27 protein-coding genes and 1 pseudogene are annotated in these 26,857 nt (G+C 62.9%); 17 read left to right on the top strand and 11 right to left on the bottom strand.

Features of this window, described 5'->3' with window-relative positions; genetic code table 11:
- Positions 1-76: 76 nt before the first annotated feature.
- Entirely contained in the window at positions 77-1,522 is a 1,446-nt protein-coding gene (locus PYR71_RS12225; protein WP_275619532.1) for an MFS transporter, read from the bottom strand.
- Between the two features lie 518 nt (positions 1,523-2,040).
- Between PYR71_RS12225 and PYR71_RS12220 the strand changes: the two genes are divergently transcribed.
- The 13 genes from PYR71_RS12220 (at position 2,041) to PYR71_RS12160 (ending at position 13,867) form a co-directional block, all read left to right on the top strand.
- On the top strand, positions 2,041-3,366 hold the full coding sequence (locus PYR71_RS12220) for an ABC transporter substrate-binding protein (RefSeq protein WP_085859755.1): 1,326 nt from the start codon (positions 2,041-2,043) through the stop codon (positions 3,364-3,366).
- Positions 3,367-3,485: 119 nt separating this feature from the next.
- Positions 3,486-4,454, top strand: coding sequence for a carbohydrate ABC transporter permease (locus PYR71_RS12215; protein WP_275619531.1), 969 nt, complete (start codon positions 3,486-3,488; stop codon positions 4,452-4,454).
- A complete protein-coding gene (locus PYR71_RS12210; protein ID WP_275619530.1) occupies positions 4,451-5,404 on the top strand; it encodes a carbohydrate ABC transporter permease in 954 nt (317 codons plus the stop codon). Before PYR71_RS12215 ends, PYR71_RS12210 begins: the two co-directional genes overlap by 4 nt.
- The gene (locus tag PYR71_RS12205) at positions 5,401-5,613 is read left to right on the top strand and encodes a hypothetical protein (RefSeq protein WP_064803280.1); all 213 of its coding nucleotides are present in this window, start codon (positions 5,401-5,403) and stop codon (positions 5,611-5,613) included. The genes PYR71_RS12210 and PYR71_RS12205 overlap by 4 nt, the downstream gene beginning before the upstream one ends.
- A 3-nt stretch (positions 5,614-5,616) precedes the next feature.
- The gene (locus PYR71_RS12200; protein WP_183913192.1) at positions 5,617-6,714 is read left to right on the top strand and encodes an ABC transporter ATP-binding protein; all 1,098 of its coding nucleotides are present in this window, start codon (positions 5,617-5,619) and stop codon (positions 6,712-6,714) included.
- Positions 6,707-7,714, top strand: a complete 1,008-nt coding sequence (locus PYR71_RS12195) for an ABC transporter ATP-binding protein (RefSeq protein WP_275619529.1) — start codon at positions 6,707-6,709, stop codon at positions 7,712-7,714. The genes PYR71_RS12200 and PYR71_RS12195 overlap by 8 nt, the downstream gene beginning before the upstream one ends.
- Before the next feature lie 53 nt (positions 7,715-7,767).
- The gene (locus PYR71_RS12190; RefSeq protein ID WP_064810609.1) at positions 7,768-9,408 is read left to right on the top strand and encodes a dihydroxyacetone kinase subunit DhaK; all 1,641 of its coding nucleotides are present in this window, start codon (positions 7,768-7,770) and stop codon (positions 9,406-9,408) included.
- Between the two features lie 68 nt (positions 9,409-9,476).
- The gene (gene dhaL, locus PYR71_RS12185; protein ID WP_064806195.1) at positions 9,477-10,076 is read left to right on the top strand and encodes a dihydroxyacetone kinase subunit DhaL; all 600 of its coding nucleotides are present in this window, start codon (positions 9,477-9,479) and stop codon (positions 10,074-10,076) included.
- A gap of 14 nt (positions 10,077-10,090) precedes the next feature.
- The gene (gene dhaM / locus PYR71_RS12180) at positions 10,091-10,489 is read left to right on the top strand and encodes a dihydroxyacetone kinase phosphoryl donor subunit DhaM (RefSeq protein WP_064806193.1); all 399 of its coding nucleotides are present in this window, start codon (positions 10,091-10,093) and stop codon (positions 10,487-10,489) included.
- Complete coding sequence (locus tag PYR71_RS12175) at positions 10,489-10,833, top strand: HPr family phosphocarrier protein (RefSeq protein WP_064803287.1); 345 nt, start codon at positions 10,489-10,491, stop codon at positions 10,831-10,833. The genes dhaM and PYR71_RS12175 overlap by 1 nt, the downstream gene beginning before the upstream one ends.
- Positions 10,817-12,421 (top strand): putative PEP-binding protein, encoded by a 1,605-nt coding sequence (locus tag PYR71_RS12170; protein ID WP_275619528.1) that lies wholly within the window; start codon positions 10,817-10,819, stop codon positions 12,419-12,421. Before PYR71_RS12175 ends, PYR71_RS12170 begins: the two co-directional genes overlap by 17 nt.
- A gap of 1 nt (position 12,422) precedes the next feature.
- Positions 12,423-12,836: a hypothetical protein gene (locus PYR71_RS12165; RefSeq protein WP_064803291.1), complete on the top strand. Its 414-nt coding sequence runs from the start codon at positions 12,423-12,425 to the stop codon at positions 12,834-12,836.
- A gap of 38 nt (positions 12,837-12,874) precedes the next feature.
- Positions 12,875-13,867: a dihydroxyacetone kinase subunit DhaK gene (locus PYR71_RS12160; protein WP_275619527.1), complete on the top strand. Its 993-nt coding sequence runs from the start codon at positions 12,875-12,877 to the stop codon at positions 13,865-13,867.
- Between the two features lie 49 nt (positions 13,868-13,916).
- Here the strand turns inward: PYR71_RS12160 and PYR71_RS12155 are convergent.
- Positions 13,917-14,116, bottom strand: a pseudogene (locus tag PYR71_RS12155) (acetylxylan esterase); the annotation flags it as partial.
- A gap of 125 nt (positions 14,117-14,241) precedes the next feature.
- Here PYR71_RS12155 and PYR71_RS12150 point away from each other — a divergent pair.
- Both PYR71_RS12150 and PYR71_RS12145 read left to right on the top strand, forming a co-directional pair.
- Positions 14,242-14,739 (top strand): MarR family winged helix-turn-helix transcriptional regulator, encoded by a 498-nt coding sequence (locus PYR71_RS12150; RefSeq protein WP_275619526.1) that lies wholly within the window; start codon positions 14,242-14,244, stop codon positions 14,737-14,739.
- Between the two features lie 27 nt (positions 14,740-14,766).
- Positions 14,767-15,183, top strand: coding sequence for an NUDIX hydrolase (locus PYR71_RS12145; RefSeq protein WP_275619525.1), 417 nt, complete (start codon positions 14,767-14,769; stop codon positions 15,181-15,183).
- A 24-nt stretch (positions 15,184-15,207) separates the two neighbouring features.
- Here the strand turns inward: PYR71_RS12145 and PYR71_RS12140 are convergent, their stop codons facing one another.
- The gene (locus PYR71_RS12140) at positions 15,208-16,245 is read right to left on the bottom strand and encodes a DUF3095 family protein (RefSeq protein ID WP_275619524.1); all 1,038 of its coding nucleotides are present in this window, start codon (positions 16,243-16,245) and stop codon (positions 15,208-15,210) included.
- Positions 16,246-16,351: 106 nt separating this feature from the next.
- The gene (locus PYR71_RS12135) at positions 16,352-16,747 is read right to left on the bottom strand and encodes an Ohr family peroxiredoxin (RefSeq protein ID WP_183913177.1); all 396 of its coding nucleotides are present in this window, start codon (positions 16,745-16,747) and stop codon (positions 16,352-16,354) included.
- Positions 16,748-16,986: 239 nt separating this feature from the next.
- Here PYR71_RS12135 and PYR71_RS12130 point away from each other — a divergent pair, with 239 nt between their 5' ends.
- Complete coding sequence (locus tag PYR71_RS12130; RefSeq protein ID WP_275619523.1) at positions 16,987-17,784, top strand: class I SAM-dependent methyltransferase; 798 nt, start codon at positions 16,987-16,989, stop codon at positions 17,782-17,784.
- Positions 17,785-17,832: 48 nt separating this feature from the next.
- Here the strand turns inward: PYR71_RS12130 and PYR71_RS12125 are convergent, their stop codons facing one another.
- The 3 genes from PYR71_RS12125 to PYR71_RS12115 form a co-directional block, all read right to left on the bottom strand.
- Positions 17,833-18,141: a CAP-Gly domain-containing protein gene (locus PYR71_RS12125; RefSeq protein WP_275619607.1), complete on the bottom strand. Its 309-nt coding sequence runs from the start codon at positions 18,139-18,141 to the stop codon at positions 17,833-17,835.
- Positions 18,142-18,304: 163 nt separating this feature from the next.
- On the bottom strand, positions 18,305-19,615 hold the full coding sequence (locus tag PYR71_RS12120; protein ID WP_275619522.1) for an extensin-like domain-containing protein: 1,311 nt from the start codon (positions 19,613-19,615) through the stop codon (positions 18,305-18,307).
- A 151-nt stretch (positions 19,616-19,766) separates the two neighbouring features.
- Positions 19,767-21,587, bottom strand: a complete 1,821-nt coding sequence (locus PYR71_RS12115; protein ID WP_275619521.1) for a methyl-accepting chemotaxis protein — start codon at positions 21,585-21,587, stop codon at positions 19,767-19,769.
- 272 nt (positions 21,588-21,859) lie between these two features.
- Here PYR71_RS12115 and PYR71_RS12110 point away from each other — a divergent pair, with 272 nt between their 5' ends.
- Entirely contained in the window at positions 21,860-22,243 is a 384-nt protein-coding gene (locus PYR71_RS12110; protein WP_183913166.1) for an acyl-CoA thioesterase, read from the top strand.
- Between the two features lie 131 nt (positions 22,244-22,374).
- Here the strand turns inward: PYR71_RS12110 and PYR71_RS12105 are convergent, their stop codons facing one another.
- The 4 genes from PYR71_RS12105 to PYR71_RS12090 all read right to left on the bottom strand — a co-directional run bounded on the left by PYR71_RS12105 (position 22,375) and on the right by PYR71_RS12090 (position 26,840).
- Positions 22,375-23,559, bottom strand: a complete 1,185-nt coding sequence (locus PYR71_RS12105; protein WP_275619520.1) for a DUF1501 domain-containing protein — start codon at positions 23,557-23,559, stop codon at positions 22,375-22,377.
- Positions 23,560-23,674: 115 nt separating this feature from the next.
- A complete protein-coding gene (locus tag PYR71_RS12100; RefSeq protein ID WP_275619519.1) occupies positions 23,675-25,186 on the bottom strand; it encodes a DUF1800 domain-containing protein in 1,512 nt (503 codons plus the stop codon).
- Positions 25,187-25,307: 121 nt separating this feature from the next.
- On the bottom strand, positions 25,308-25,655 hold the full coding sequence (locus tag PYR71_RS12095) for a DMT family protein (RefSeq protein ID WP_275619518.1): 348 nt from the start codon (positions 25,653-25,655) through the stop codon (positions 25,308-25,310).
- Between the two features lie 378 nt (positions 25,656-26,033).
- Positions 26,034-26,840 (bottom strand): class I SAM-dependent methyltransferase, encoded by an 807-nt coding sequence (locus tag PYR71_RS12090; protein WP_275619517.1) that lies wholly within the window; start codon positions 26,838-26,840, stop codon positions 26,034-26,036.
- Positions 26,841-26,857: the final 17 nt, after the last annotated feature.

Here is a 26,857-nt window from a genome sequence, read left to right as displayed (position 1 = left end):
CTTGTCGCAGGCGACGCGAAAGGACAACAACGGAAAACCGGTACCGCAGAGCGGCCTGATTGTTTTCGTCGGCAGGTTAGTTTCTCTGAAATTTCCGATGACCCGAAACTTCCGCGCCCGCCTCCGACGGCAATTGCAGGAAGCGCAGCGACGAGACGACCCCGATCGCTCCGACCAAGACGAAGGCCCAACGAAAGTCCGCAAGAACGGCGGTTTCGGCCCCTCTGAGAGCCGCGGCAATGTTGAGCACGGCGGCCGCCACGGCCACGCCGAGCAGCATCGACACCTGCTGCAGCATGCTGGACAGCGTCGAGGCCGAGCTGCGCTGCGCCGGGCCTATATCGGCGAAAGCCAGCGTGTTCAGCGCGGTGAATTCCATCGATCGCGACAGGCCGGCGAGAAAAAGCAGCGCATGGATGAAAAACTGCGACGTATCAGGCGTCAGAAAACCGCAGGCGACGATCGAAAACGCTGCGATCAGCCCATTCAGCACAAGCACCGTGCGGAAACCGAAGAAGCGCAGGAGCGGCGTCGTCACCGTCTTCATGCCGAGATTGCCGAGGAAATAGACAAGCAGATAAGTGCCGGCGGCAATTGAACTCAGCCCGAATCCGAGCTGGAACAACAGCGGCAACAGGAACGGCGTCGCGTTGATGGCCACCCTGCAAGCCGTGCCCGCCGACAGCGTTGACATCGAGAAGGTCTGGACGCGGAAGGCCGAAAGGTCGAGAAGCGGATTATCGATAGTGAGGAAATGTCGCGTTGCCATGACGGAGAGCACGATGCCGGCTGCGAGCATTGATATGACCGGCAGGAGCCCGCCTTCCCATTTGACCGAGAGTTCCAGGGCGGCGAGCAGGAAGGTGAGCCCTGCCGCACTGAGCACGAAGCCGACGAGGTCGAGACGGCCGGCATCGGCCTCGCGCTGCTCCGGCACGAAGCGCAACACCAGTCCCATTCCGAGAACGCCGATCGGGATGTTGATGAGAAAGTTCCAGTGCCAGCTGGCATAGGTGGTGATGAAGCCGCCGAGCACCGGGCCGATCACCGGCGCGGTCAGCGCCGGCCAGGTGATCAGCGCGATCGCCTGGACGAGTTCGGACTTGCGGGCGTTCTTCAGCACGATGATACGTCCGACCGGCGTCATCAGCGCGCTGCCCGCCCCTTGGACGGCGCGCCAGAGCACGAATTCCGTGAGGTTGCCGGAGAACGCGCAGAACAACGACGCGACCGTGAAGACGCCGATCGACGTCAGGAAGACACGCCGCGCCCCGAACCGGTCGCCGAGCCAGCCCGACAGCGGAATGAAGGCGGCCATCGTCAGCATATAGACGGTGATGCCAATGCTCATCGACACTGGCTGAACGCTGAAGCTCGCCGCCATCTGCGGGAGCGAGGTGGCGACGATCGTGCCGTCGAGGATCTGCATGAAGAAGGAAACTGCAACGACCAGCGCCACGATCTTCGCCTGGCGGCCGCCCGCCACCTCTTGCCCCTGCTCGCTCGTCTCTGCCGTGGTCATCGATCTGCCAATGGAAATTCCGGGTGTCGCGACAGGGAACGGAAAGGAAGCTGATCGGAGGTCCGCCGCGGGAGGCGCGGACAAACCGCGCACTGGCTGAATACGCCTGTTGCCTCAGTCCGGAAAGGGTAAATCTCGCACTGCGACGGAATATTCTCGATGCGGCCCGTCCACTCAAGAAAAAGGCCCCACCGAAGCGAGGCCAAGTTTGAACCGTTCCGGGAAAACAGGAGCGGCGTTGAGGTCCATATCCCGCGAGCTCTCCCGCAGCGAGGCCAGATTTCGCCGTATCGGTACGCTTGCGAATGAAATTTCCCCAGATCACCCGAAAGACCGCTCCTGGAGATAGGTGAACTACCTGTGCACTGCAGCAACGATTGTCACTTGCAATGTTTATAAAAATAGATATCACTAAACATATTGCTAAACATGATGAGTGAGGAGTTCATGTGAGCATTCTCTGAAATGGGTGAACGTGCGACGCTGGCGGGAGCCGGCCTTGGTTCTGGGAGGAACTTATGCAGAAAACATCGAAAGCCCTTTTGGGGCTGGCCACGGCGCTTGTCACGTCGTCGGCATTGCCCAATCTCGCCAAAGCCGATGAACTGACGCTGTGTTGGGCCGCCTGGGACCCCGCGAATGCGCTGGTCGAGCTATCGAAGGACTTCACCGCCAAGACTGGCACGCAGATGAAGTTCGAATTCGTTCCCTGGACGAGTTATGCCGACCGCTTCCTCAACGAACTGAATTCCCATGGCAAGCTCTGCGACCTCATTATTGGCGACAGCCAGTGGATCGGCGGCTCGGCCGAGAACGGCCACTACGTCAAGCTCAACGACTTCTTCGACAAGGAAGGCATCAAGATGGATGACTTCGTGCCGGCGACGGTCGTCGGCTACTCGGAATGGCCGAAGAACACGCCGAACTACTGGGCGCTGCCGGCCATGGGCGATGTCGTCGGCTGGACCTATCGCAAGGACTGGTTCGAGAAGCCGGAACTGCAGAAGGAATTCAAGGCGAAATACGGCCACGATCTCGCGGCACCGAAGACCTATGACGAGCTGAAGCATATCGCCGAGTTCTTCCAGAAGCGCCAGATCGACGGCAAGACCGTCTATGGCGCCTCGATCTATACCGAGCGCGGCTCCGAAGGCATCACCATGGGCGTGACCAACGTCCTCTACGACTGGGGCTTCCAGTACGACAATCCGAAGAAGCCTTACGACATGGAGGGCTTCGTCAACTCGGCCGACGCGGTCAAGGGCCTCGAATTCTACAAGTCGCTCTATGATTGCTGCACCCCGCCCGGCAGCTCCAACGTCTACATGGTCGAATCCGCCGACGCCTTCAAATCCGGACAGGTCGCCATGCAGATGAACTTCGCCTTCACCTGGCCCGGCCTCTACAAGGACGAGAAGGTTGGCGGCGACAGGATCGGCTTCTTCCCCAATCCGGCTGAAAAGGCGCATTTCGCCCAGCTCGGCGGCCAGGGCATCTCGGTGGTTTCCTACTCCGAGAAGCGCGACGCCGCCCTGCAATACATCAAGTGGTTCGCACAGCCCGATGTGCAGGCCAAATGGTGGGAGCTCGGCGGGTTTTCCTGCCTGAACTCCGTCGTTAACGCGCCGGATTTTGCCAAGAGCCAGCCCTATGCCCAGGCCTTCCTGGACTCGATGGCGATCGTCAAGGATTTCTGGGCCGAGCCGAGCTATGCTTCGCTGCTGCAGGCCATGCAGAAGCGCGTCCACAACTACGTGGTCGCGGGCAACGGCACCGCCAAGGAAGCGCTCGACGGCCTGGTGAAGGACTGGAGCGACGTCTTCAAGGACGACGGCAAGATCTAGTGTCGGACGACGGGACAGGCGGAATCCCTCCGCGCGCCATCCTCACCAGGATGGCGGCCCGGATCGGCAGACGAGCCGGGCCGCCAGATCTTCCAAATCGCAATAGACTGGGTGAAGAATTGACAATTTCCCATTCCTCCATTGTCGAGAAGGCGGCCGATGCGACAGCAAGGGTAACGCCGGTCTCGGTCGCCCGGCGCGTCCGCGGCCTCTCCGACAGGGCAATCGCCTGGCTGTTCATTGCGCCGGCCATCACATTGCTGCTGGCGATCAACATCTTCCCGCTGCTATGGGCGCTCTATCTCTCCTTCACCAATTACCGCGCCAATCGGCCGAATGCGCCGGTGCAGGGCGTCGGCCTCGGGAATTACGAGCGCGTCCTCAACGATCCCGACATCTGGCAGGCGATGCAGACCACCGCACATTTCGTCTTCTGGACGATCCTGCTGCAGACGGTGATCGGCTTCACGCTCGCCTACCTGATCGACCGCAAGTTTCGCGGCCATGCCTTCTGGACGACAATCATCCTGATCCCGATGATGCTGTCGCCCGCTGTGGTCGGCAATTTTTGGCGCTTTCTCTATGAGCCGCAGATCGGGCTCTTCGCCTATGCCGTGTCGCTGGTCTCAGGCATTCCGACTTCCGATATCCAGATGCTCGGCAATGTCTCTTTGGCGCCCTGGGCGATCATCATCGTCGACACCTGGATGTGGACGCCCTATGTGATGCTGATCTGCCTCGCCGGCCTGCGCTCGATCCCTGACTATATCTACGAGGCGGCCGAGGTCGACCGCGCTTCGCCGGGGCGCCAGTTCTGGTCGATCACCGTCCCGATGGCCCTGCCCTTCATCATGCTCGCCGTGCTCTTCCGCGGCATCGAGAATTTCAAGATGTTCGACATGGTGACACTGCTCACCGGCGGCGGGCCAGGCTCGGTCACCGAAGTCGCCTCGATCACGCTTAAGCGCGCCGCGTTCGAAAGCTGGGCGACCGGCCGGGCCTCGGCCTTCGCCATCATCCTCTTCGTCGCGGTGTTCGGCCTCGCCAACATTTACGTCAAGGCATTGAACAAGGTGAAGCAACGATGAGTGCCGCTAACTCCGCCCATTCGGTCGTTGAACCGAGCCTGTCCAACAAGCGCATCGCCGGCACCATCGTCGTACTGTACGCGCTGATCACCCTCATCCCGCTCGTCTGGATCTTCCTGACCAGCGTCAAGTCGCCGCCGGATTCGATCAGCTATCCACCCAAGATCGTCTTTACCCCGTCGCTCGAGGGCTATTGTAACCTGTTCACGACGCGCACCCGGCAGACGCCGGATTATATCGCCTCGCTGCCGGCGCCGGTCGGCACTTGCGATGAGGTGACGCGCAAGCGGAACATGGTGATAGCAGGCCCGTCGAATTTCGTGCCGCGCTTCGTCAATTCGCTTGTCATCGCCTTCGGCTCCACCTTCCTCGCGGTCTTCCTCGGCACGCTCGCCGCCTATGGCTTTTCCCGCTTCAAGGTGCCACTCGCCGACGACCTGCTGTTCTTCATCCTGTCGACGCGCATGATGCCCCCGATCGCCGTCGCCATCCCGATCTACCTGATGTATCGCGAGCTCGGCCTGTCGGACACGGCGCTCGGCATGATCCTGCTCTACACCGCGGTCAACGTCTCGCTCGCCGTCTGGCTGCTCAAGGGCTTCATCGACGAGATCCCGCGCGAATATGAGGAAGCGGCGATGATCGACGGCTATACGCGGCTGCAGGCCTTCCGCAAGGTCGTGCTGCCGCAGGCAACGACCGGCATCGCCGCCACCGCGATCTTTTGCCTGATCTTCGCCTGGAACGAATATGCGTTTGCCGCCCTGCTGACCTCAGGCGACGCCCAGACCGCACCGCCCTTCATCCCGACGATCATCGGTGAGGGTGGGCAGGACTGGCCGGCCGTTGCCGCCGGTACGACGATCTTCCTGATCCCGATCCTCGTCTTCACCATCCTTCTGCGCAAGCAGCTGCTGCGCGGCATCACCTTCGGAGCCGTCCGCAAATGAACCATCTGATCCAAACACGCACCCCTGCCCGTCCGAAACGGCCGTTCTTCCTGCGGCGCGGCCCGATGGAGGCCATCGCCACCGTGCTGATCGGGCTCGGCTTCCTGATGCTGTTCCAGCCCTTCCTGCTGGTGCTCTACACCTATTCGCTGGTCACCCTGCTTGCAGGCACCGTCATGTTCATCATCGTTTCGAAATTCGCGGAGTGAACCATGGCGGACATCCGGATTGAAAATCTCCGCAAGGAATTCGGCAGCTTCGTTGCCGTTCAGGATTCGAGCTTCACCGTCCATGACGGCGAGTTCCTGGCGCTGCTCGGTCCATCAGGCTGCGGCAAGACGACGACGCTTCGCATGATCGCCGGCCTCGAGCTGCCCTCGAGCGGCAAGATCTATCTCGACGGGGAGGACGTCACCTTCAACCGCGCCAGCGCCCGCGACATAGCCTTCGTCTTCCAGCTTTTTGCGCTCTACCCGCATATGAATGTGCGCAAGAATATCGGCTTCCCCTTGCTGTCACAGGGCATGCCCAAGGCCGAAATCCGTCAGCGCGTCGACGAGACCGCGCGGCTCCTACAGATCGATCATATTCTCAACCGCTCAGTCTCCGGCCTTGCCGGCGGCGACCGGCAGCGTGTGGCGCTCGGCCGCGCCATCGTCCGGCGCCCGAAATGCTTCCTGATGGACGAGCCGCTCGGCACGCTCGACGCCGAGTTCCGCGAGGTCATGGTCCACGAGCTGCGCGAACTGCACAACCGCATCCATGCCACCACCGTCTACGTCACTCATGACCAGCACGAGGCAATGGCGATGGCCGACAAGATCGCCGTCATGAACCATGGCGTCATCGAGCAGTTCGGCACGCCGCAGGAGATCTATGCCAAGCCCGCGACCATGTATGTCGCCGATTTCATCGGCTCGCCGCCGATGAACTTCATGCGCTTCACCTCGGGCCTGAAAAGCGGCGACACGTCCATCCTGCTCGATGGCGTCGATGTCGCTGTTCCCGAGATCCATCAGGACATGGCCGAGAGCGAGCTGGCGCTCGGCGTGCGGCCGGAGCATATCCGCTTCAGCGATGCGTCGCCCCTTCGCGGCGCCGTCTACGGCAGCGAATATCTCGGCACCAATCAGGTCGTGGCTGTCGAAACTCGGGGCAGCCTTATAAAGGCCCGCGTTCCCGCCAATCGCACCTTCCGGATCGGCGAGACCGTCGGCTTGGAATTCAACCCGGTAAAACTCACGCTCTTCGACTGCACGTCGGGCCGCGCGGTGCCATCGCAGCTTTATCAGGAGACCCGGCATGGCTGACGTCGTCCTTCGGAACCTCGCCAAGCGCTTCGGCGATACTCAGGCTTTGGCCGATCTCGATCTGTCGATCCGCGACGGCGAATTCGTCGTGCTGCTCGGTCCCACAGGCGCCGGCAAGACCACGACGCTGCGGCTGATCGCCGGCTTGGAAAAGCCGGACAGCGGCCGCATCGAAATCGGTGGCCGCAATGTCGCCACTGAGGCGCCCGCCGAACGCGATGTCGCCTTCGTCTTCCAGCAATATTCGCTCTATCCGCACATGACGGTCTACGACAACCTCGCCTTCCCGCTGAAGGCGCCTGTGCGCAAGCTGAGCGCCGAGATGATCGACCGCCGCGTGCGCGAGGTCGCGCGCATGGTCCGGATCGACCATAAACTCGCCAACCGCTCGACCAGGCTTTCCGGCGGCGAGATGCAGCGTGTCGCGATCGGCCGGGCACTGGTGCGCCGGCCGGCGATCTATCTGATGGACGAGCCCCTGTCTTCGCTCGACGCCAAGCTGCGCGCCGAACTCCGCCTGGAGCTGAAGCGCATCCAGAAGGAGTTGGGCTCGACGCTGCTCTATGTCACCCACGACCAGGTGGAAGCCATGACCATGGCCGACCGTATCGGCATCGTTGCCGAGGGCCGGCTGATGCAGGTCGGAACGCCGCGCGAAATCTACAGCAATCCCGCCAACCTGCATGTCGCCGCCCGCCTCGGCCAGCCGCATATCAACCTTCTGCCGGCGGACCTGCTTCCCGGCGGCCAGCCGCCGGCTGGTACAAAAACAGTCGGCGCCCGCACCGAACATCTCGATATCATTGTCGGCAAGGACGCCAATGCCGAGATCGACTGGATCGAGCATCTCGGCGACCAAAACCATCTCCATATTAGAGCTGGCAATCACAAGCTCGTCACACTTGCAGATCCATATCTGGCGATCGCGCCGGGCGACCGGATCAGCCTGACGCTGCGCGATCCGCTTTATTTCGATGCGGCTGGACAGCGCCTATCCTGACCGGCAAACACACATGACGACGGCATGAAAAACAAACAGACGGGTCTCAATCGATGAAACACTTTTTCAACCGCAGGGAAACCATCGTTACCGAAGCTCTGGACGGTCTGCTTTTGACGAGCGGCAACGGTCGTCTCGCCCGCCTCGACAGCTTTCCCGACATCAAGGTGATCCTGCGCGCGGACTGGGACAAGTCGAAGGTGGCGATCATCTCCGGCGGCGGCGCCGGCCATGAGCCTTCGCATGCTGGCTTCGTCGGCAAGGGCATGCTGACGGCAGCCGTCTCCGGCGAAATCTTTGCGTCCCCGAGTGTCGATGCCGTGCTGACGGCGATTCGGGCCGTGACGGGCCCGAAGGGCGCCCTGCTGATCGTCAAGAACTACACCGGCGACCGCCTGAATTTCGGCCTCGCCGCCGAAAAGGCGCGCGCCGAAGGCTTTGACGTCGAGATGGTCATCGTCGCCGACGACATCGCCATCCCCGGCATCAACCAGCCGCGCGGCGTCGCCGGCACGCTGTTCGTCCATAAGATCGTTGGCTATCACGCCGAAAGGGGCGAGGACCTGACAACGGTCACAGCCCAGGCCAGAAGTGCGGCTGGCGATATCGTCTCGCTCGGCATGTCTCTCTCCACCTGCAGCGTGCCCGGCCAGGCGCATGAGGACCGTCTCGGCGCTGATGAAGGCGAACTCGGCCTCGGCATCCATGGCGAGCCCGGCCTTGAGCGTATCGCCATGCAGCCAGTCGCCGATATCGTCGCCACCATGGTGGCGCGCCTGTCGCCTGCGCTGCGCGAGGGGGCAAGTCACGCCCTCCTCATCAACAATCTCGGCGCCGTGCCGCCGCTCGAAATGACCGTCATCGCCAATGCCGTGCTGTCGTCATCGCTTGGCCGCCGCATCCGGCTGATCATCGGCCCAGCGCCGATGATGACTGCGCTCAACATGAACGGTTTCTCGCTGTCGCTGATCCGGCTGGATGCCGCGCGTGAAGCGGCGCTGACGGCTACGGTCGAACCGCATGCCTGGGTGCCGGCCGTCGAGCTCCACGAGATCCAGATCATCGCCGCGCCGAAAACATCAGCCGGATTGAACGGCGCGGCAGTGGCCGGGGAGAACAGCCGCAACCGTCGCCTGATCACGGCGCTCTGTGAGCATCTGATTTCGCAGGAAAGCGAACTCAATAGGCTGGACGGCCGCGTCGGCGACGGCGATACCGGCTCGACGGTGGCGACGGGCGCCCGCAGCGTGCTTGCGCGCCTGGACATGCTGCCGCTCGACCGGCCGGCGGCAACGCTCGCCTCGCTTGGCGATATTCTCCGTACCAGCATGGGCGGATCGAGCGGCGTGCTGCTGTCGATCTTCTTCACAGCGGCGGCAAAGGCGATGGCCGACAAGGCCGATATATCGGCAGCCCTTCTTGCCGGGCTCGACAGGATGACGTTCTATGGTGGAGCCTCAGTCGGCGACCGGACGATGGTCGATGCGCTCTCACCTGCCCTGCAGGCGCTCGCATCCGGCGATGTCGGCGCAGCCGCAAAGGCAGCCGCAGCGGGTGCGGAGTCGACGAAGACGATGACGAAGGCGAGAGCCGGACGCGCCTCCTATGTCGGAGAAAGGGATCTGGCGGGGGTTGCCGATCCCGGTGCGGTCGCCGTTGCTGGCGCGTTCGGCGTGGTGGCAAGCCTGGCCTGAGCGGCGTAAAGTTTGAGAGCCGCGCGGGAGATGTGGCGACAGGGAGGACGGCAGTGCAGGCGGAACCGATGCTGGTGGCAGGATTGATCGAGGTGTGCCGCGCGACGATCGCGGAGAATACCGATCACCTTTGCGCGCTCGATCGCGCCATCGGCGATGGCGATCACGGAACCAATATGCGGCGCGGCTGCGAGGCGGTGAGCGCCGAGGGCGAGAGCCTGTCCAACCTGCCCTTCCCCGACGCGGTGGAAAAGATCGGCCTGGCGCTGGTGATGAATGTCGGCGGTGCGGCCGGCCCGCTTTACGGCACGTTGCTGATGGAGATCGGCCGCGAGCTTCGCAAAAGTGAGGAAGCGGCCGATTTTCCGCAGGTGCTGAAACAGGCGATCGACGCGGTGGCAAGGCGCGGACGCGCCCATACGGGCGACAAGACCCTACTCGACGTACTCTATCCCGTGCATGCGGCACTGGCGAAGCGATCACCACTCGGTGACATCGCCCGCAAGGCCGAACGCTCCGCCAATAGGACCGCCGCGATGAAGGCGATGCGCGGGCGTGCGGCTTATCTCGGCGACCGTTCGATCGGCCACGTCGATCCCGGCGCGTGGAGCTGCGCGTTGCTGACCACTGCGATCTGCCGCTATCTCGGGGAGCAGCGGCCCCAATGAATGCAAGGACCGACATGACTGCTAAGACCGCAAACGTGGGTATCGTGATCGTCTCCCACTCGCCGCTGGTGGCACGCGGCATAGCCGACATGGTGCGCCAGATGGTCGGCGACTGCGTGCCGCTCGCCTGGTCGGGCGGCAACGTCCACGGCGAACTCGGTACCGATGCCGGCGGCATCCTGAGGGCGATCGAAGCCGCCTGGTCCGATGCCGGCGTCGCCGTCTTCGTCGATCTCGGCGGCGCCGAAACCAACAGCGAGATGGCGATCGAAATGCTGGGGCTTCCCCGTTCGGCGCTCGTCTCCATTTGCAACGCGCCTTTGGTCGAAGGCGCCGTGATCGCTGCTGCCGAAGCGTCGGGGGGCGCGTCACTGGCCAAGGTCGTCGCTACAGCCGAGGAACTGTCCCCCTGATGACGAACGGATTGCGTATTGAAAAACAGGAGCCTGGTCCATTGCATGTGAACTGCCAGACGGAGGTGGAAGTCAAGCACGGCGTCGGGCTGCATGCCCGCCCCTCCGTCACCTTCACGCGGCTTGCCAAGTCCTTCCCTTGTTCGATCGAGGTCGCAGTCAACGGCAGCGACGTTTGGCTGAACGGCAAGAGCATCATCAAGATCATGAATGCGAGAATCCGCAAAGGGTCTGTCCTCCGGATCCGCGCCGACGGCATTCTCGCCGAAGAGGCGATCCGTGCGCTGAAGGAACTCATCGAGCGCAATTTCGATGAGGAAAAGAAACATGGCCGAACCGCTTAGGCTGAAAGCAAAGAGCGCATCCCCGGGCGTCGCATCCGGCCCGGCCTTTCTCGCGGAGGAGCCGAAAGCTCCTTCCGCCGCCGAGCGGCCGGACGCCGGTCTCCCGCCTCAAATGGCCGGCGGATTCGGCGCGCTGGAAAAGGCGATCGATATCTCGATCGGCGAACTCGAGCGCCTTGCCGAGGGCGCCGATGCCGAAAGCCGCGATATCATCGATTTTCAGATCGAGGTGCTGCGAGATCCAACGATCGCGGAAGCGACCGGCGCGCGTATGGAAAAGGACCAGAACGTCGTCTTCGCCTGGGTCGCCACGCTCGACGCCTATATCAGCGAACTCGAAGCGGCCGACGAGGAACAGATGCGGGCGCGTGCCGTCGATATTCTCGACATCAAGAACCGTGTGCTCGGCGCGCTCGCCGGCACCCCGGTTGCCGATTTCCCGGCCGGCTCGGTCTTCGTCGGCAAGGACATGGAGCCAAGTCGCTTTCTCGCCCACGACTGGTCGAAAGGCGGCGGCATCGCGCTGTTTGCGGGCAGCACCGCCGGCCATGTCGCCCTGCTCGCACGGGCGAAATCCGTGCCGATGGTTGTCGCCACCGGGCGCTTTTCAGCCGCAGACGGCGATCCTGTCAGTGTGGATGGCGACGCCGGTGCGGTCATTCTGCAGGCGGGCGGCATGCTGATCCCGCCGCCGGCACCCACTCAAGTGCCTGCCGTCGACACGCAAACCGTAAGCGGCGAGCTCCGCACGGCGGACGGCGTGCCGATCCTCATCTCCATCAACATCAACGATCCCGCCGAGATCGACGCGCTCGATCCGGCAACGGCGGGCGTCGGCCTGATGCGCTCGGAATTTTCGGTCACTTCGCTCGCCGATGCCGCCAACGAGGAAAGGCAAGAGGCGATCTATCGCCGTGTGCTGGAACAGGCGGGGGAAAAGCCAGTGATCATAAGAATGCTCGACATCGGCGGCGATAAGCCGCTCACCGGCCTCGAAGACATGCCGATTCTCGAACCGGGCCTGCGCGGCATCCGGCTGCTGCTTGCCCGGCCGGAAATTGCCCGTGTGCAGGCCCGCGCCCTGCTGCGCGCCGCCGTCTACGGCAAGCTCTCGGTGATGCTGCCGATGGTGACTTTTCCCGAGGAAATCGACAGGATGCGCGAGATATTCCGGGAAGAAGCCGAAAGGCTCGGCCGCCGTTCGCTGCCACACCGGATGCCGCCGATCGGCATGATGGTTGAGGTACCATCGGCCGCATTGATGCTCGACACCTTCGGGTCGGCGGCGTTCTTCTCGTTCGGAACCAACGATCTCACACAGTATCTTGCCGCATCCGCCCGCGACGACATCAACGTCGATGCCGGCAAGGCCGCACCCGCCGTGCTCCGGCTTATTGCCCAGGCGGTGAAGCTTGCCGCCGGCAAGCCCGTTAGCATCTGCGGCGATATGGCCGGCGATCCCCGCTATCTCTCCGGGCTGCTCGCCGCTGGCCTCCGGCATTTTTCCGTGGCGCCGGCCCGGCGTCCCGCGATAAGCTCGGCAATCATCGGTCTCAATGCCGATGGCACAAAGGCAGCCGGAGAATAGAATGGCGCGCGAAGACACCGAAGACGCCATTATCGTCTACAAGTCCATTCTGGCGCAGATCATCGACAACAGGCCATCGGGCACGCGCCAGCGCCTGGCGACGGCGCTTGGCAAACATCGCAGCTTCGTTACCCAGATCACCAGTCCGACATATGCGACCCCGCTGCCGGCGCGCCATCTGGCAACCATCGTCCGTGTCTGCCATTTCAGCGCCGCTGAAGAGGAGCGCTTTCTCGAAGCCTATCAGGCTGCCCATCCCGGCAAGCTGCCGGATCTCGGCCATTCTGAGAAATTGCGGCACCTGTCGCTGATGGTGCCTGACTTCGGTGACGATCGCAAAAACCGCCTGCTCGAAGAGGCGATCTCCGATCTTGTGCAGAAGATCGTCGCGATTTCAGAAGCGAGTGAGCAGTGAACTGACGTGGCGTAATGCTTGGCTCTGGGAGGGGCTTGATGAAGAAGTTCATGAACACTGCGGAAACCATGGTCGCCGAAAGCGTCGAAGGCTTCGTGCGCGCCCATGAGGCCGTCGTGGTGTTCGGGGCCGAGCGCAAATGCATCCGCCGCCGCCACCTCACGTTGGGCAAGGTGGCGCTCATCTCAGGCGGCGGCGCCGGCCATGAACCGATGCATATCGGCTTCATCGGCCAGGGAATGCTGGATGCCGCCTGTGTCGGCCATATCTTCACCTCGCCGACACCGAGCCAGATCATTGCCGCCATTGAGGAGGCGGACACCGGCGCCGGCTGCCTGCTCGTGGTCAAGAATTACGATGGCGACCTGATGAATTTCGAAATGGCGATCGAGATGGCCGGCGACCGCCACAGCCTCGACATGGTCGTCGTCAGCGACGATATCGAGACGTCGAGAACAGGCGAAGGCCGCGGCCGGCGCGGCGTCGCCGGAACGCTGATCGTCGAAAAGCTCATAGGTGCCGCGGCCGAACGCGGCATGTCGCTTGCCGAATTGAAGCAGCTTGGCGAGGGATTGAACAGACGCTACCGCTCAATGGGTGTGGCCCTGAACGGCGTGACAGTGCCGCAGACCGAACGCAAGACATTTGCGCTCGGACCCGGCGAAATGGAAATGGGCGTCGGCATCCACGGCGAGCCCGGCCATGTCAGGCAGCCCTTCGCCGCCGCCGACGCCATCATCGGACATCTCTGCGAAACCATCGCCGATGACATCGCGGCAGCGCCGGGCATGCGAGCCCTGCTGTTCGTCAACGGCCTCGGCGGCACGCCGCCCGCCGAACTTTACCTCGCCTATAACAGCGCCCGCCGTTTCATCGAGGAAAGAGGCATTCCGATCGAGCGCTCGCTTGTTGGAACCTACGTCACCTCGCTCGACATGCAGGGGCTGTCTGTCACCCTTGCTTTGCTGACCGACGAGGAAATCGCTCTCTGGGACGCGCCGGTGGCAACGGCGGCACTGCGTTGGCCGTAACCGCAATCCAGAAATATCAGATGGAAAGCGGCGCCGAGGCCGCACCGCACCTGCCCTCCCGCGGCAGCGGCAGCCAGCCGCCGATGCGAAACGCGCCGGTCGAGAGATAGACGAGGTCGAGCACGTGCCAGTCGGCATGGCTGAGCTCGCTGCGGGAAAGCACCGGCTGCGGATCGACCGTCAGCGCCCTTCAATACCGCTCATCCCAGAATGCGTCGAACCATCCGGCTCCTCCGGCGGCTTCACCGCTGCGACGGAGAAATTCGCCTAAGCCTGGGCCGACGGCACCGGCCTTTTCGAAACACCACTTGCACCGTTGCGATTTAATCGGATGCGATATATATAGTTATTAAAACCCCGGACAGGATAGAGCCATGATCAGGTCTAAAACCGCAGAAAAGCCCGACACGGCTGCGCCCGCCTTCAAGGAGGCCGGCAGCAGGAAGCTGTCGACCTTCCTGTGCTTCGCGGTCTATTCGGCCAATCTCGCCTTCGGCCGCGCCTACAAGCCGATCCTCGACGCGCTCGGCCTGACCTATACGCAGTATATTGCCATGGTGGCCCTCTGCGAGGAGGACAACCAGACTGTCAGCATGCTGGGAGAAAAGCTGTTCCTCGAATCCAACACGCTGACGCCAATTCTGAAGAAGCTGGAGTCGGCCGGCTTTATCACCCGCCACCGCGATCCCGCCGATGAACGCCAGGTGCGTGTCAGCCTGACGCCAGCGGGGCGCGATCTTCTCGAAACGAATCCCGGCTCAGCCCTGATCGACGCCACCGGCCTCGGCGACGATTTCCCCGTCGTGCAGAAATCGGTGACGCGGCTGCGCGACAACCTGCTACGGGCGCAGGCGGAGCTGCAAAAATCATGATCGCCGCACATGTCTTCGCCTGGTGACATGCCCGAGATCGCAATCGGTGCATTGATCGGGAATGGGAGCGTTCTTTTCGCCAGGCGAAGTTCGGAGCGCAGGATGCACCCGGATCGGTGGAGCCTGCCGGGCGGTCACGTCGAAGACGGCGAAGATGCCGAAACCACACTGCGCCGGGAATTGCTGGAAGAAATCGGCGTGACGCCGCAGCACTGGCTGTTGGCCGGAGAGTTCGCTTCGGAAAGCCCGCCCGGGGCATCCGCCACCTTCCATGTCTATCACGTCGACCGATGGCAGGGCTCTCCGCGACTTATCGGCGATGAACACACGGCGCTCAGATGGTTTACCGCCGCGGAGATGGAATGCGAAACCGAACTGGCGCCGCCTCAGCTTGCTGAAATGCTTTTAAAATTGCTCAGACCGAAAACGAACCAAAAGGCATGATGACGCAGCAGAAGTGGCGCGCCCCTACAGCGCACGCTGCCGAGCTTCTTCAAGCGCGCCCTCCTCCATCATCTCGGCCGCCTTCGCGTAACCGCCTCCCATTCCATCGAGGAAATGCAGATGCGAACCCGGCCGCCCCGATGGCACGAGGCAGGTCATCAGCGCGTGAGACTGGCGGTGCAGCCCGAAGTCGATCTCACCGCGCGCTCGCGCTGTAATGAGCATGGCTTCGACGCTGTCGATCTGGTCCGGCGCGCAGTCCAGCGTCACGCGCAGGCCGTCGTCGAACTTGCGGAAATCCGAATTGGAGGCGACCTCCGACCAGCGTTTCGCGCTGACCTGCTTCTCTCTTGCAATACCCGTCCCTCCGGCAAGCGGATGGGACCGGCGCGGCGCGGCATCGAATACCGCGAGCACGCGTCTTGCCAGCGCCGCAAAGACCTCGGGGCGCGTGTGGTCGCGCGGCTCGACCAACAATGACAGGATCTCGCCGCGCTGGCTCGGGAACGGCGCCCAGTCGCAGCTCAGACCCGTCAGGTCAGGCTTCATCGCATAACGGCCCGGCTTGACCAGAAAGCGGCCATTCTTGATCTGCTGCTCCGCCCATTTGAGCCCGCCTCCGGCAAACATCGCATAGGTCGCGCTCTCGGAGGCGGCATAGCGCGCGATCCTGACGTCGCGCCCGTTGGCACGGATTTCGCCGACGGTGACGAGCCCGACACGCAAGTCGAGATGAAGCTTGGCTTTGGCGAAGCCCGCGACGTCACGCAAGGCCGATGTCGCCGCCATGATGCCGCTCGCCGGCAAGGCGAAGGCTGCTCCGTCTCCGCGAAACACGAAGGGAAAATCGAACGAACCCCGGGCATTGCCGAGGGCGGCGATGATCGATGCGCCGGCATAGTTGACGTCTTTATAGCGCCCCGACCGGATAGCTGCGGTCGACCTGGCGACATCGGTGATGCCGATCAGCCAATCGTCAGGCAATGGCTCGTAGACATCGGGATCGAGCACCAGCGAAAACTCGTCATAGGCCCGGTGCGACCCGGCGTGGCTGTTGATCATTGCAGGTTCTCCGGATCGGCAGGTCTGGCTGCTGGCTCAGAAACGGGTCTGCCGCCAATCGGCAGACCCCCGCTTGAAGCTCACGGCGCAAGGCCGGCCTTCCTGTTCAGATAAGCTTGGTTTCGACTTCGATATTGCCGCGAACCGCCTTGGAATAAGGGCAGATGCCGTGGGCCGCCTCGATCAGTTCCTGTGCGATCTCGCGGTCGATGTCTGCAAGGCTGACATTGAGTCGTGCACGCAGGAAGTAGGAGCCATTATCGCCGTTGAGCGTAATCTCGGCATCGACCTCGGGACCGGCTGGCAAGGTGATCTTCCGCTGCGCAGCGGCGAGCTCGATGGCGCCGATATAGCAGGCTGACCAGGCGGCCCCGAACAGGTTTTCGGCCGCCGGGTGCGGCTGCGGCAGCTTAATGTCGAGCGTGCCGTCGCTGCTGCGTGCATAGCCGTTGCGACCGCCGGCGATGTGGGTCTTGCCGGCGAAAAGAAGCTTCTCAGTCATTGTCGTATCCTTCGGTTTGGAAGTTCTTATCGTATCCGCTTAAATCGGATGCGCGTTAATATGCCGGATTGAATTTAAAGTCAACACTATTCCGATTTAATCGGATACGAGTTTATTTTCCTCAAGACTTGCCAGCCGCCCAGCCAGGCTCGACCGGTTGCGCATTCACGTCTTGTCCGGGAAGGAGGCCCGCTATAGGCTTGCCTCGAGACTCGGGGCTTCACGAGGAAGGTGGAGAGATGTCCGCCATAACCGAAGGCAATGCGGGACAATATGGCGACAGCCGCAAGCTCGCCGCCCGCGCCAGGCTCCATACCGAATACACCATCGCCGAAACGGGCTGGTTTCCATGGGTTGCCGCGCAGCTGCCTTTGAAACCGGCGGATCGCGTCCTCGACCTCGGCTGCGGGCCGGCATGGTTCTGGGCGGCAACGGCGGGTCTGCTGCCAGAGAATCTGCACCTGACGCTCGCCGACCTTTCGCCCGGCATGGTCGACGAGGCAGTGGCGCGCTGCGGCGCGCAGCCCTTCGGTTCCGTTCGAGGCTGCCGGGCCGATGCCGCCGCACTTCCCTTCGAAGACGGCGCCTTCGATCTAGTGATCGCCATGCATATGCTCTATCACCTGCCCGACCCTGCCGCCGGCATCGCGGAGATGGCGAGGGTGCTGGAACCGGGTGGATTTCTCGCGGTCACCACCAACGGGATCGGCAATATGCGCGAGATCTATCGCCTGACGACCGTCTTCGGCAGCGCGCCGGCCGATCCGGCCGCCGCAGCCTTTGGATATGACGCCGCCGAGCAAATGATGCGGACGCAATTCGGAAACGTCGCCATGTCGCAGTATCCGGCAAGCATGCGGATCACCGAGCCCGAGGATGTCTTCCTGGCTCTGACCTCTTATCCGCCCGGCGAAGGCGCCGGCGAGCCTCAGCTCAGCGGTTTCCGCCGGGCGATCGCCGATGCCTTCAGGCAAGGCAGCGGCGCGCTCGATGTCAGCAAGGAGACCGGGCTGTTCCTCAGCAGGAAGACGGCCTGATCGGATCGCCCTCTTTCAGGAACGCGACGGGCCGGAACAGAGCGGCCCTCAGACCTTCTCTTTCTTCCTGACCTTTTCCTTTGGCTCCACCGGTGCATCGGGCGTCGGGGCGAGCAGCTTGCGCAGTGATGCGATCTTGTCCTTCACCAGCGGCCGGAAGCGCGTCGCGCGGTAGGGCATGTCGGCCGCCCCGTAACCTTCCGGCCCGTCATCATTGCCGCGATGGATTTCCGCGAGCTTCACCCCGATGAACGTGCCGTCGACATAATGGGTATATTCGCCCACCCAGCGGATCGTATAGATCTCGCCCTTGCGGATCAGCTGGTCGATGCTGACATGCTTGAAGGTGTCGTTGATGCAGACGACCTTCTGGCCGACATGAAATTCATAGCTCGTGGATCAAACTCTCAAAAGGCAATCCGCCTCGCCGATCTATAGCGCGCCCGGCGACGAGGATGAACCCTTTTCTGCCGGCGGACTTCATGCCGCGTGAGCGCCTCTTCCTCTCAATGCAACAAGCTCAGTCGCAATAGACCTTGCCGCTCTTGCGGGAGCGCAGATCGAAGTGGAAGTGGTTCCAGTGTTCCGGGTTGCTGCCCGGCCCGAGCACCGTGCTGAAATAGCGGCAGCTATCGGTGCGCACCGCCTTCAGCAGCCGGCCCTCGCGCAGCGAGAACAGACCCTTCTTGCGCACGTCGATCTCGTGGCCATTCTTCAGCACGAACTTGCCGACGTCGATGGCGTTGCCGCGGGCATGTTCCGACATCGGATTGTATCGCTGACGGCTGTTGTTCATGCGCCGGCAGGAATAGCCGCCGAGCGGCTGGATCGTTCTGATGCCGCTCCAGTAGCGGAAGCGCGCGGATGGAGCGAGCTCATTCTTCACCCATTTGGCGAAGGCGAGCGTCACCTGACAGTTCAGCGTCACGGCCGGCTTCACGCCGATATTGCCGGAAAGTCCCTTCAGCGATACCGGATAAGGCACTTGGCAGGCCGGCCCTTGCGAGATCGGCGGCTTTTCGTCGAAGAGCACTCCCATGCGCTTCAGTTCGCGCCGGCAGGCAAGCTCGGAAGCCGGCATGACGCTCGGGTCGACCGGTGCGGCGGGCTCGCTCATCATCGGATAGTTCGGCCGCAGCATCGCCACTTCCTCGGCCTCGTCCTCTTCAGGAACGCGGGATGGCGCCGTGACCGGACTGCCGTCGCTCCAAGTGGGCGCACGGCTCATCTGCGACTGCGCTGCCGGCTGCGGCATTTCCCGCGGTGCCGGCTGGTGCATTGGTTGGTTGAGCTGCAGCGGATTGTCGGTGCCGATGCCGTCGACGACCGGCTCGGTGGCGTTGCCCTCGGCGATCTGCTGCTGTTGCTCCTGCGCCAGCCCGACGACGGGCTCTGCTCCGAGCTCATCATCCATGTTGACGCCGCCGGAAGGGATCGCAAGGTTTTGGGTGCCACCCCAGTTGCCGTTCGGCTGGCCGGCCGCCATCGCCTCGTCACTGTCGATCATCGGCAGTTTTCGCCCCTGCGCCCTCGGCGCGCGAGCCGCATGGCCGGCACCGGCAAGGTTCGGCGTATCGAGATAGTCGACCGAACCTTGCGTATTACCGACCGGGGCGCTGGCAACCGGATAGGACGCCTGGCTTTCCACGGGCGCCATGCGCACGGCCGGCGCCATGTGCGCAGCACCCCGAGACGGCGAAATCGAACTGACCCTGGTGCCGTTGTCGACATTGGCCGGCGGCACCAGTCCGTCGCTGATCGAACAGGTCGTCAGCGCAGCCGACAGCAGCACGGGCAGGAAGGCTCGCCGAGGAAAGGAAACAAACGCCATACTCTTATCGCTTCCGTGGGCCGGCCGCAGAGTGACCGAAAAAACTCGGTTCAATTTTAATTAAAAACGGTGAATGAAAACTTACCGGCACAATCTGGACGCGACGGGAATGAAAAAGGCGGCTTTCGCCGCCTTCCAACTTGCTGTGAACTCACGCTGCCCGTGTGTAACGGGTGTCCCGCTGCTGCTCCGCTCCGCGCAGGCGAAAATTCGCAAGCAGCGTCTTCAACTGAGTACTTTCGTCGGCGAGCGTGCGGCTTGCCGCCGTCGTCTCCTCGACCATCGCCGCGTTCTGCTGCGTCATCTGGTCCATGTGGTTGACGGAACTGTTGATCTCGTTCAGTCCGGTCGACTGCTCGCGCGCCGCCGTCGCGATCGAGGCGACGTGATCGTTGACCTGATTGACCAAGGCCTCGATTTCCAACAGCGCATCGCCCGTCGAGCGCACCAGTGCCACCCCGCCCTCGACTTCGGTCGCCGACCGGCTGATCAGTTCCTTGATCTCCTTGGCGGCGTTGGCCGAGCGCTGCGCAAGCTCGCGCACTTCCTGGGCAACGACGGCAAAGCCGCGGCCCGCCTCGCCGGCCCGCGCCGCTTCCACGCCGGCATTGAGCGCCAGAAGGTTCGTCTGGAAGGCGATCTCGTCGATGACCGAGATGATCTGGTTGATGCGGCTTGAGGATTCCTCGATCCGACCCATCGCCGTCACCGCATTGCGGACGATCTCGCCGGAGCGTCCCGCGCTCGCCTTGGTCTCGGCCACCATCTCGCGCGCCTCGTTCGCGCGCTCCGATGCCGTCTTGACCGTCGCGGTAATCTCGTCAAGGGCTGCGGCCGTCTCTTCGAGAGCCGCCGCCTGCTGCTCCGTACGTTTCGACAGGTTGCCGGTCGCTTCACTGATGTCGGAGGCGCTGTCGTTGACCACGCGGCTCGATTCGGCAATCGCGTGGATGACGCCGTTCAGCGCATCGACGGCCGCATTGAAATCATTCCTGAGCTTGGCGTAATCCTCGCCGATATCGTCGATCGCAACCGTCAGATCGCCGCCCGCCAGCTTCTCCAGGCCGACGCCGAGCGCCTGCATGGCGCGGCTCTGCCGCTCGGAGGCCGAGCGCAGGCTCGCCTCGTTGCCGCGGCGTTCGTCCTCGATCTGCCGTTGGCTTTCGTCTTCACGCCCACGCAGCGCGCTGCGCTCATCCACGGAGTCGCGCAGCACCAACAGCACCTTGGCCATCTGGCCGATCTCGTCGCGGCGATCGCTGCCGGCGATCTCCACCGACGCCTCTTCGGCGGCAATCGCATTCATCGCCGTCTTCAGCCGGGCGATCGGCGCCGTGACGCTGCGGACGATGGCATAAGCAATGGCAATCGTGGCAGCCGCACCGAGCAGGCAGAGCGCCGCCGCCCAGATCGCATTCTGGCGATAGAGCGCGGCGAGGTCGTCGGCGTAGACGCCCGTGCCGACGATCCAGCCCCAGGGCTCGAAACCGGCGACATACGAATATTTCAGCACCGGCTCGTCGGCGCCCGGCTTCGGCCAGTAATAATCGACGAAGCCCTTGCCGTCCTTCTTCACCTTGTTGACGAATTCGACGAACAGGAACTTGCCGGTCGGATCCTTCATCTGCGAGATATCGGTGCCGTTCAGCGCCGGCTTGATCGGATGCATCACCATCGCGGGACGCATATCATTGATCCAGAAATAGCCGTCGTCGCCGTAGCGCATCGCGCCGATCACGTCCTTGGCGGCCGTCTGGGCCTGTTCGCGGGTCATCGTGCCCGCCTGCTCCATCTTGTAATATTTGTCGAAGATGCCGAGCGCCGTCGCCTCCATCTTCTCCAAGCCCGCCTTCCGCTCCGCTTGCAGTTCGGAATAGGAGTAGTTCAGAAAAAAGATCATCGTCGCCGCCAATACGGCAAGCGTGAAGCCGACGAGGCAATAAAGGCGGGTGGAAATCTTGACGTTACGCATGAGGTTCCCGGCGATTCTTGGAGATGAGACCGATCCCATTGTGAACGACCGGAATTACTGGAGCGTAAAGCTTTATTAGAAAATTATTAAATAACGTAAGGGGATGCGCTGGTTGCATAATTCAACCGACTGAAATCGATGAAGATTTATCTTGGCGCCGACCGCAACATGCGTCGCGCCTCCGGTGCCGGGACCGAAAGGGATTGGTCTGCACACCGAGTTCGCCTAACCTTGGCTGCAGAATCGCAACGCACAGCCCGAAGGAACCCTCGATGACTGAAACAAAACCCAGAGGCGAACTGACGCTGCGCACCCTCGCCATGCCGGGCGATGCCAATCCGGCCGGCGATATCTTCGGCGGCTGGGTCATGGCGCAGATGGACCTTGCATCGGGCATCCGTGCCGCCGAGCGTGCGAGGGGCCGCGTCGTCACCGCCGCCGTCAAGGAGATGGCTTTCGAGCTGCCGGTCAAGATCGGCGACACGCTGTCGGTCTATACCGATATCGAGCGCGTAGGGCGCACCTCGATCACACTCATTGTCGAAGCCTGGGCGCATCGCGCCCGTTACGCCAAGATGGAAAAGGTCACCGCCGGCACCTTCATCATGGTGGCGCTCGACGAAGAGGGCAAACCGAAGGCCGTCCCCGAGGAGTGACAAGCTTCGGGGCGGAGGATCAGGGATGGAAACGGTCAGCTCGCCGGAGGTCTTCCTTCACATCAAGGGTGGTGATGGGCATGGTCATCAGCCTTTCTCTTGCTCGGGCTGCTCCCGATCGCAACTCACCCTCACACCTTCAAAAACTGCGACCCCTTGTCAAACCCCAACCCCGGAAAGATCTTCCCCGTCAGATCATCCACACCGACATCGAACTGCCGGTAGAGCATCGCCGCCGCCACCTCGCGCACGTCGGCAGTCGGCATCAGGTCGCGGTCATCGAGCAGCTGGCCGTCACTAAGCCCGGGCCACTTGCCGAGGATGCGGCCGCCGTTGATGGCGCCGCCGGCAATCAGGGCGCAGCCGCCGGTGCCATGGTCGGTGCCGGCCGAGCCATTCTGGCGGACCGTGCGGCCGAATTCGGTCATCGCCAGCACCACCGTCTTTGCCCATATCTCCGGTCCGAGCGTCGCCTTCAGCGTTTTGATCGCCTGCGTGAGATTCTGGGCCGGCTGCTTGAACTGGCCGGCCTGGCCGATATGCGTATCCCAGCCCGTGATCGAGAAGCTGGCGATGCGGTAATCGTCCTTCAGCATGTTGGCAGCGAGTGCCGCCACATCGGCCACCTTGTCGCCGCGCTGACCATCCTGTTCGGCCATTATCGAGGCGATATCGGCCCGTGTCGCCTCGGCAAGTGCTGCGGCAAACGGCGGATCGCCGGCATAAAGCCGCGCCAGGAACTGCATCTCGTCACGCGCCGGCGCCAGGTTGGAATCCGACGCCCAGACATCGACCTCGTTCGGCCCGGAGAGGATCAGCTCCGTCGACGTATTGACGTCGATCGCCTTGCGCGCGTCCGATCGCGGAATGACGGCGAGCGCCCGGTTCAGCCAGCCGGTCCTTTCCTCAGCGACGTGCTCGCCGCCTGACTCCAGCATGTCCTGCCCGTCGAAATGGCTGCGCTGGTCGCGATAGGGTGTGGAGACGGCGTGTACGAAGGCGAGCTCCTTGCTCTTCCACAGCGGCATCAGATCGGCGGCGGCCGGGTTAAGCCCGAAGTGCCCATCAAGATCGAGAAGCCCGGTCTCGGGCGTCAGCGCCAGCGTCGGCCGGAGCGCGGCAAAACCGGCATCGCCATATGGCTGCACCAGATCCAGCCCATCCATCGCGCCGCGCAGCACGATGGTGACGAAGCGGTTATCACCTGGCATCGCCGCGAAGGTGACCGGCGTGAACACCGGCGCGGCGGCAAGACAGCAGGCCGACGTCAGAAAGCCGCGGCGAGAAAGCGATATGCGGTTCATTGACAGCGTCATGGGCGGGGGCTCCAGAGCAAGTTCCGGAAAAGTGTCCAGCGGATTTCCGGTCAGAACCTGCGACAAAACAAATGAGCTAAGTAGACGAAGCGTTGGCTTGCCAACGAAAGTCTGCTTAGCGGCGGTTGAATTCCGGCGATGCCAGCACCAGCGTCAGGCCGCTGACCTTGTTCGGCGCCTGCGACACTACGCGGATCGTCTCGTCGCGCGCCGCATCGGCGAGCGTCGACTTCAGGAATTCGCGCGGGTCTTCATCGCGGCCGAACTGTGCTGCGGCCCGCCTTGCCCAGGCCAGCCGCTCGGCGAGCTGACTGCCGGTGATCCAGGCGGAAAAGCCCTCCTCGAAACCGGCCGGGCTCGGCGGCAGCCAGGTCGGCTGGCCCATGCGCTTCAGCGCGCCCTGCCCCAGCGCCCGCGCCGTCCGGAAGGCCTTGAGCCGCTTGTCCCTCGCCTCGCCGGCGGGATCGGTCGTTACCGGCGCCCCTGCCATGCCGGGCGTATTCGCCGCCATATCGCCGTCATCGGTGCCCTGCTGGTTGGCGGCCAGGAAGCTGCCGACGACGCCATTGACAGGGCCTGCATTCAGCGCCCTGAGACCGGCGACGACATAATCGAAGGGCTGGCGCGCCTTGGCGCCCTCGTTCTGCCACGCGGCGGGATGGTCGAGCATGGCTGTATAGACGGCTGTGAGATCGCCATCTGTGTTCTTCCAGGCCGCGGTCATGTCCGAGACCATTCCCTCGTCAGGCTGATCGGCAACGAAGTGAACCGCGAGCTTGCGGCTGATATGCGCGGCCGTCTTCGGATGAACGGCAAGATCATCGAGCATGTCGAGATAATCGTCGCGCGAGCGTTGGCGTCCGCCATAGCTGACGCCGAGCACCTCATGGGCGCCGGGCTCGGAAATATTGGGCCGGAAGGCGATGTCCATCTCCTTGCGGTCGATGGTGAGCCCCGTGAGCACCTTGGCCGCAGCGGTGACGTCCGCCTGGGTATAGCCGCTGCCGGCGCCGAGCGTGTGCAGTTCCAGAAGTTCGCGGCCGAGATTTTCGTTCAGTCCCTTGTTGCGCTTCATGCCGCCGGGCGAATCCGGCCCGAGCGAATCCGCCTGGTCGAGATAGATCAGCATGGCGGGATGGGCCGTGGCGCTGCGCAGGAGATCGCCGAACCTGCCGGATATGAACGGCCGGATCGCCTCGGCCTCATACAGCGGCACGATAAGGCGCATCGGCAGGCTTTTGTTGGCGCTGGTGGAGAAATGATCGGTCCAGAAGGTCGAAAGCCGCTCGTAGAAGCCGTATGGCGACAGCACTGCCTGCATCAGCCGCAGGTTCGCGTCATGCTGGAATTGCTGCTGCGCCTGACGCTGCACGCCCTTGCGCATCTCGCGCCGCGCCGGATCGTCTTCCGTCGTCTTCGCCTCCTGGCGAATCTGCTTCAACTGCTCCTGCAGGCTTAGGATTGCGCGGTGACGCATGTCGGGGCCACCAAGCGGAAAATCCGGCGTGGCCGCCGCCCCAATTGATAGCTGGCCAATCAGCTCATCCTTGCTTTGCGGCTGCGCCTCGCCGGGCCGGAATCCATAACCGAACCGGATCGTCGCCATCGTCGGAAAAGAGAGGCTCATGGCCGGTCAACTCCTGATCAATGAATAGTGATAGGCTGCCAGCCGATTACGACGGCAATCTGTAAGAAATGCGGCGATATCAAGACATGGACGATTTGTAATCTATTGAAAAAACTACCGTTTAAGCCCGAAAGATGAAGGATGCTCCGATTGCGATCAGCGCGAAGCCGATGGCGTGGTTCCATGTCAGGTTCTCGCCGAGCCAGAAGATCGAGAAGCCGGAAAACACGATCAGCGTGATCACCTCCTGCATCGTCTTCAGCTGCGCCGTCGTATAGACCGCCGAGCCGATGCGGTTGGCCGGCACCGCCAGGCAATATTCGAAGAAGGCGATGCCCCAGCTGACGACGATGGCGAGGAAAATGGCGCTGCTCTTGTGCTTGAGATGCCCGTACCAGGCAAAGGTCATGAAGATATTGGAGGCAAACAGCATGACGACGGGCCAGACGGCGGCAGGAGAAAATAACATGGAGAAACTCGGAAGCTGTGGAGGAAAACCGATCCGGCGGGGAGACGCCGGCCGGCCTTAACTACCATGCCGCCGCTTGACGGCAAGCCCCGCAAGCTCGCGCCAATTGTCTCAGGCGACACCGTCCGGGCGCAAAATCGCAGCCGTACCCGGCGAACAGGGCTGCCTATCTGGATCGCGGCATCCACCGACATCCGTCATGCTGAGGTGCGCAGCCCGGCAGGCCGAAGTCTCGAAGCACGCCGCAACGCTGCTTCTTGCATCCATCTGACGCCGAGCACCCGCCTCGTCCTTCGAGGCCCCTGCGGGGCACCTCAGGATGAGGCTCTCTGAAGCGATGGCGCATGCTTGCTATCTCGCGGTCGTCAAACCGCTGCCCTAGCCAGCCGCCACCCTGCCCCGGCACGCCCATGCCACCGACGCGAACGACCGCGGCCCATCCGGCTCCCCGGCCTCATAGGCCGCCCTCAATGCAGCATCGACCGCCTCCCGCTTGCCTCCCGCCAGCCCAGCCACATACTTCCCGAGAGGTCCCTCGCCGGCGGCGATCGGCTGCCAGTAATCATCGAAGCAGAGATAATCCATCCTGATCAAGAGCGAGGTCTCCTCGACGTCGACGAGGCCATGCGCGACGAAGCTTTCTCTCATTTCGCCCGGCCGCATCATCGGCTGGAAGCAATATTTGCGGCGCAGAGGCAGCGCGTTGTCGTCGAGCATGACGACCGTGTCCCACATCATCCGCATGCCCGACATGCCGCCATAATGATCCCAGACGGCGGCCGCGACCACGCCGCCAGGGCGCACCACGCGGGCCATCTCGGCCACCGCCTTGCCCGCCTCCGGCACGAAATGCAGAACCAGCAGCGATATCGCCCGGTCGAAGCGATCGTCATCGAAAGGCAGCGCGCAGGCATCGGCTTGCCGAATGGTAATGCGCGGATCGGTATTGCGCCGCATTGCCGCCTCCACGAAAACCGGCGAATAATCAATGGCGGCGATTTCTTGCAGGCCTGGCTTTTCCGCCAGCGTAAATGTCAGGCTGCCGGTGCCGCAGCCGACGTCGAGCACACGCTCGCCATCCGCAACACCGGCAAAATCGATCAGCATCGGCGCCAGCCTTTTGCTCCAGCGCCCCATCAGCCGCTCATAACCATCCGCATTTTCGACATTGAAACTAGACGGCATCGAAGCCTCCCTCTTCA

The organism is Rhizobium mulingense (genome assembly GCF_029194105.1).
In the GTDB taxonomy this organism is placed as follows: Bacteria; Pseudomonadota; Alphaproteobacteria; order Rhizobiales; family Rhizobiaceae; genus Rhizobium; species Rhizobium mulingense.
This window is presented reverse-complemented; position numbering and strand designations above follow the sequence as displayed.

Bases quoted from the DNA above. Each gene is read 5' to 3' on its own strand.
- PYR71_RS12090 (WP_275619517.1), bottom strand. From the start codon at position 26,840: ATGCCGTCTAGTTTCAATGTCGAAAATGCGGATGGTTATGAGCGGCTG.
- PYR71_RS12170 (WP_275619528.1), top strand. From the start codon at position 10,817: ATGGCCGAACCGCTTAGGCTGAAAGCAAAGAGCGCATCCCCGGGCGTC.
- PYR71_RS12145 (WP_275619525.1), top strand. From the start codon at position 14,767: ATGCCCGAGATCGCAATCGGTGCATTGATCGGGAATGGGAGCGTTCTT.
- PYR71_RS12110 (WP_183913166.1), top strand. From the start codon at position 21,860: ATGACTGAAACAAAACCCAGAGGCGAACTGACGCTGCGCACCCTCGCC.
- PYR71_RS12100 (WP_275619519.1), bottom strand. From the start codon at position 25,186: ATGAGCCTCTCTTTTCCGACGATGGCGACGATCCGGTTCGGTTATGGA.
- PYR71_RS12130 (WP_275619523.1), top strand. From the start codon at position 16,987: ATGTCCGCCATAACCGAAGGCAATGCGGGACAATATGGCGACAGCCGC.
- PYR71_RS12200 (WP_183913192.1), top strand. From the start codon at position 5,617: ATGGCGGACATCCGGATTGAAAATCTCCGCAAGGAATTCGGCAGCTTC.
- PYR71_RS12115 (WP_275619521.1), bottom strand. From the start codon at position 21,587: ATGCGTAACGTCAAGATTTCCACCCGCCTTTATTGCCTCGTCGGCTTC.
- PYR71_RS12220 (WP_085859755.1), top strand. From the start codon at position 2,041: ATGCAGAAAACATCGAAAGCCCTTTTGGGGCTGGCCACGGCGCTTGTC.
- dhaL (WP_064806195.1), top strand. From the start codon at position 9,477: ATGCTGGTGGCAGGATTGATCGAGGTGTGCCGCGCGACGATCGCGGAG.
- PYR71_RS12210 (WP_275619530.1), top strand. From the start codon at position 4,451: ATGAGTGCCGCTAACTCCGCCCATTCGGTCGTTGAACCGAGCCTGTCC.
- dhaM (WP_064806193.1), top strand. From the start codon at position 10,091: ATGACTGCTAAGACCGCAAACGTGGGTATCGTGATCGTCTCCCACTCG.
- PYR71_RS12150 (WP_275619526.1), top strand. From the start codon at position 14,242: ATGATCAGGTCTAAAACCGCAGAAAAGCCCGACACGGCTGCGCCCGCC.
- PYR71_RS12120 (WP_275619522.1), bottom strand. From the start codon at position 19,615: ATGGCGTTTGTTTCCTTTCCTCGGCGAGCCTTCCTGCCCGTGCTGCTG.
- PYR71_RS12195 (WP_275619529.1), top strand. From the start codon at position 6,707: ATGGCTGACGTCGTCCTTCGGAACCTCGCCAAGCGCTTCGGCGATACT.
- PYR71_RS12225 (WP_275619532.1), bottom strand. From the start codon at position 1,522: ATGACCACGGCAGAGACGAGCGAGCAGGGGCAAGAGGTGGCGGGCGGC.
- PYR71_RS12205 (WP_064803280.1), top strand. From the start codon at position 5,401: ATGAACCATCTGATCCAAACACGCACCCCTGCCCGTCCGAAACGGCCG.
- PYR71_RS12190 (WP_064810609.1), top strand. From the start codon at position 7,768: ATGAAACACTTTTTCAACCGCAGGGAAACCATCGTTACCGAAGCTCTG.
- PYR71_RS12135 (WP_183913177.1), bottom strand. From the start codon at position 16,747: ATGACTGAGAAGCTTCTTTTCGCCGGCAAGACCCACATCGCCGGCGGT.
- PYR71_RS12095 (WP_275619518.1), bottom strand. From the start codon at position 25,655: ATGTTATTTTCTCCTGCCGCCGTCTGGCCCGTCGTCATGCTGTTTGCC.
- PYR71_RS12165 (WP_064803291.1), top strand. From the start codon at position 12,423: ATGGCGCGCGAAGACACCGAAGACGCCATTATCGTCTACAAGTCCATT.
- PYR71_RS12105 (WP_275619520.1), bottom strand. From the start codon at position 23,559: ATGACGCTGTCAATGAACCGCATATCGCTTTCTCGCCGCGGCTTTCTG.
- PYR71_RS12140 (WP_275619524.1), bottom strand. From the start codon at position 16,245: ATGATCAACAGCCACGCCGGGTCGCACCGGGCCTATGACGAGTTTTCG.
- PYR71_RS12160 (WP_275619527.1), top strand. From the start codon at position 12,875: ATGAAGAAGTTCATGAACACTGCGGAAACCATGGTCGCCGAAAGCGTC.
- PYR71_RS12175 (WP_064803287.1), top strand. From the start codon at position 10,489: ATGACGAACGGATTGCGTATTGAAAAACAGGAGCCTGGTCCATTGCAT.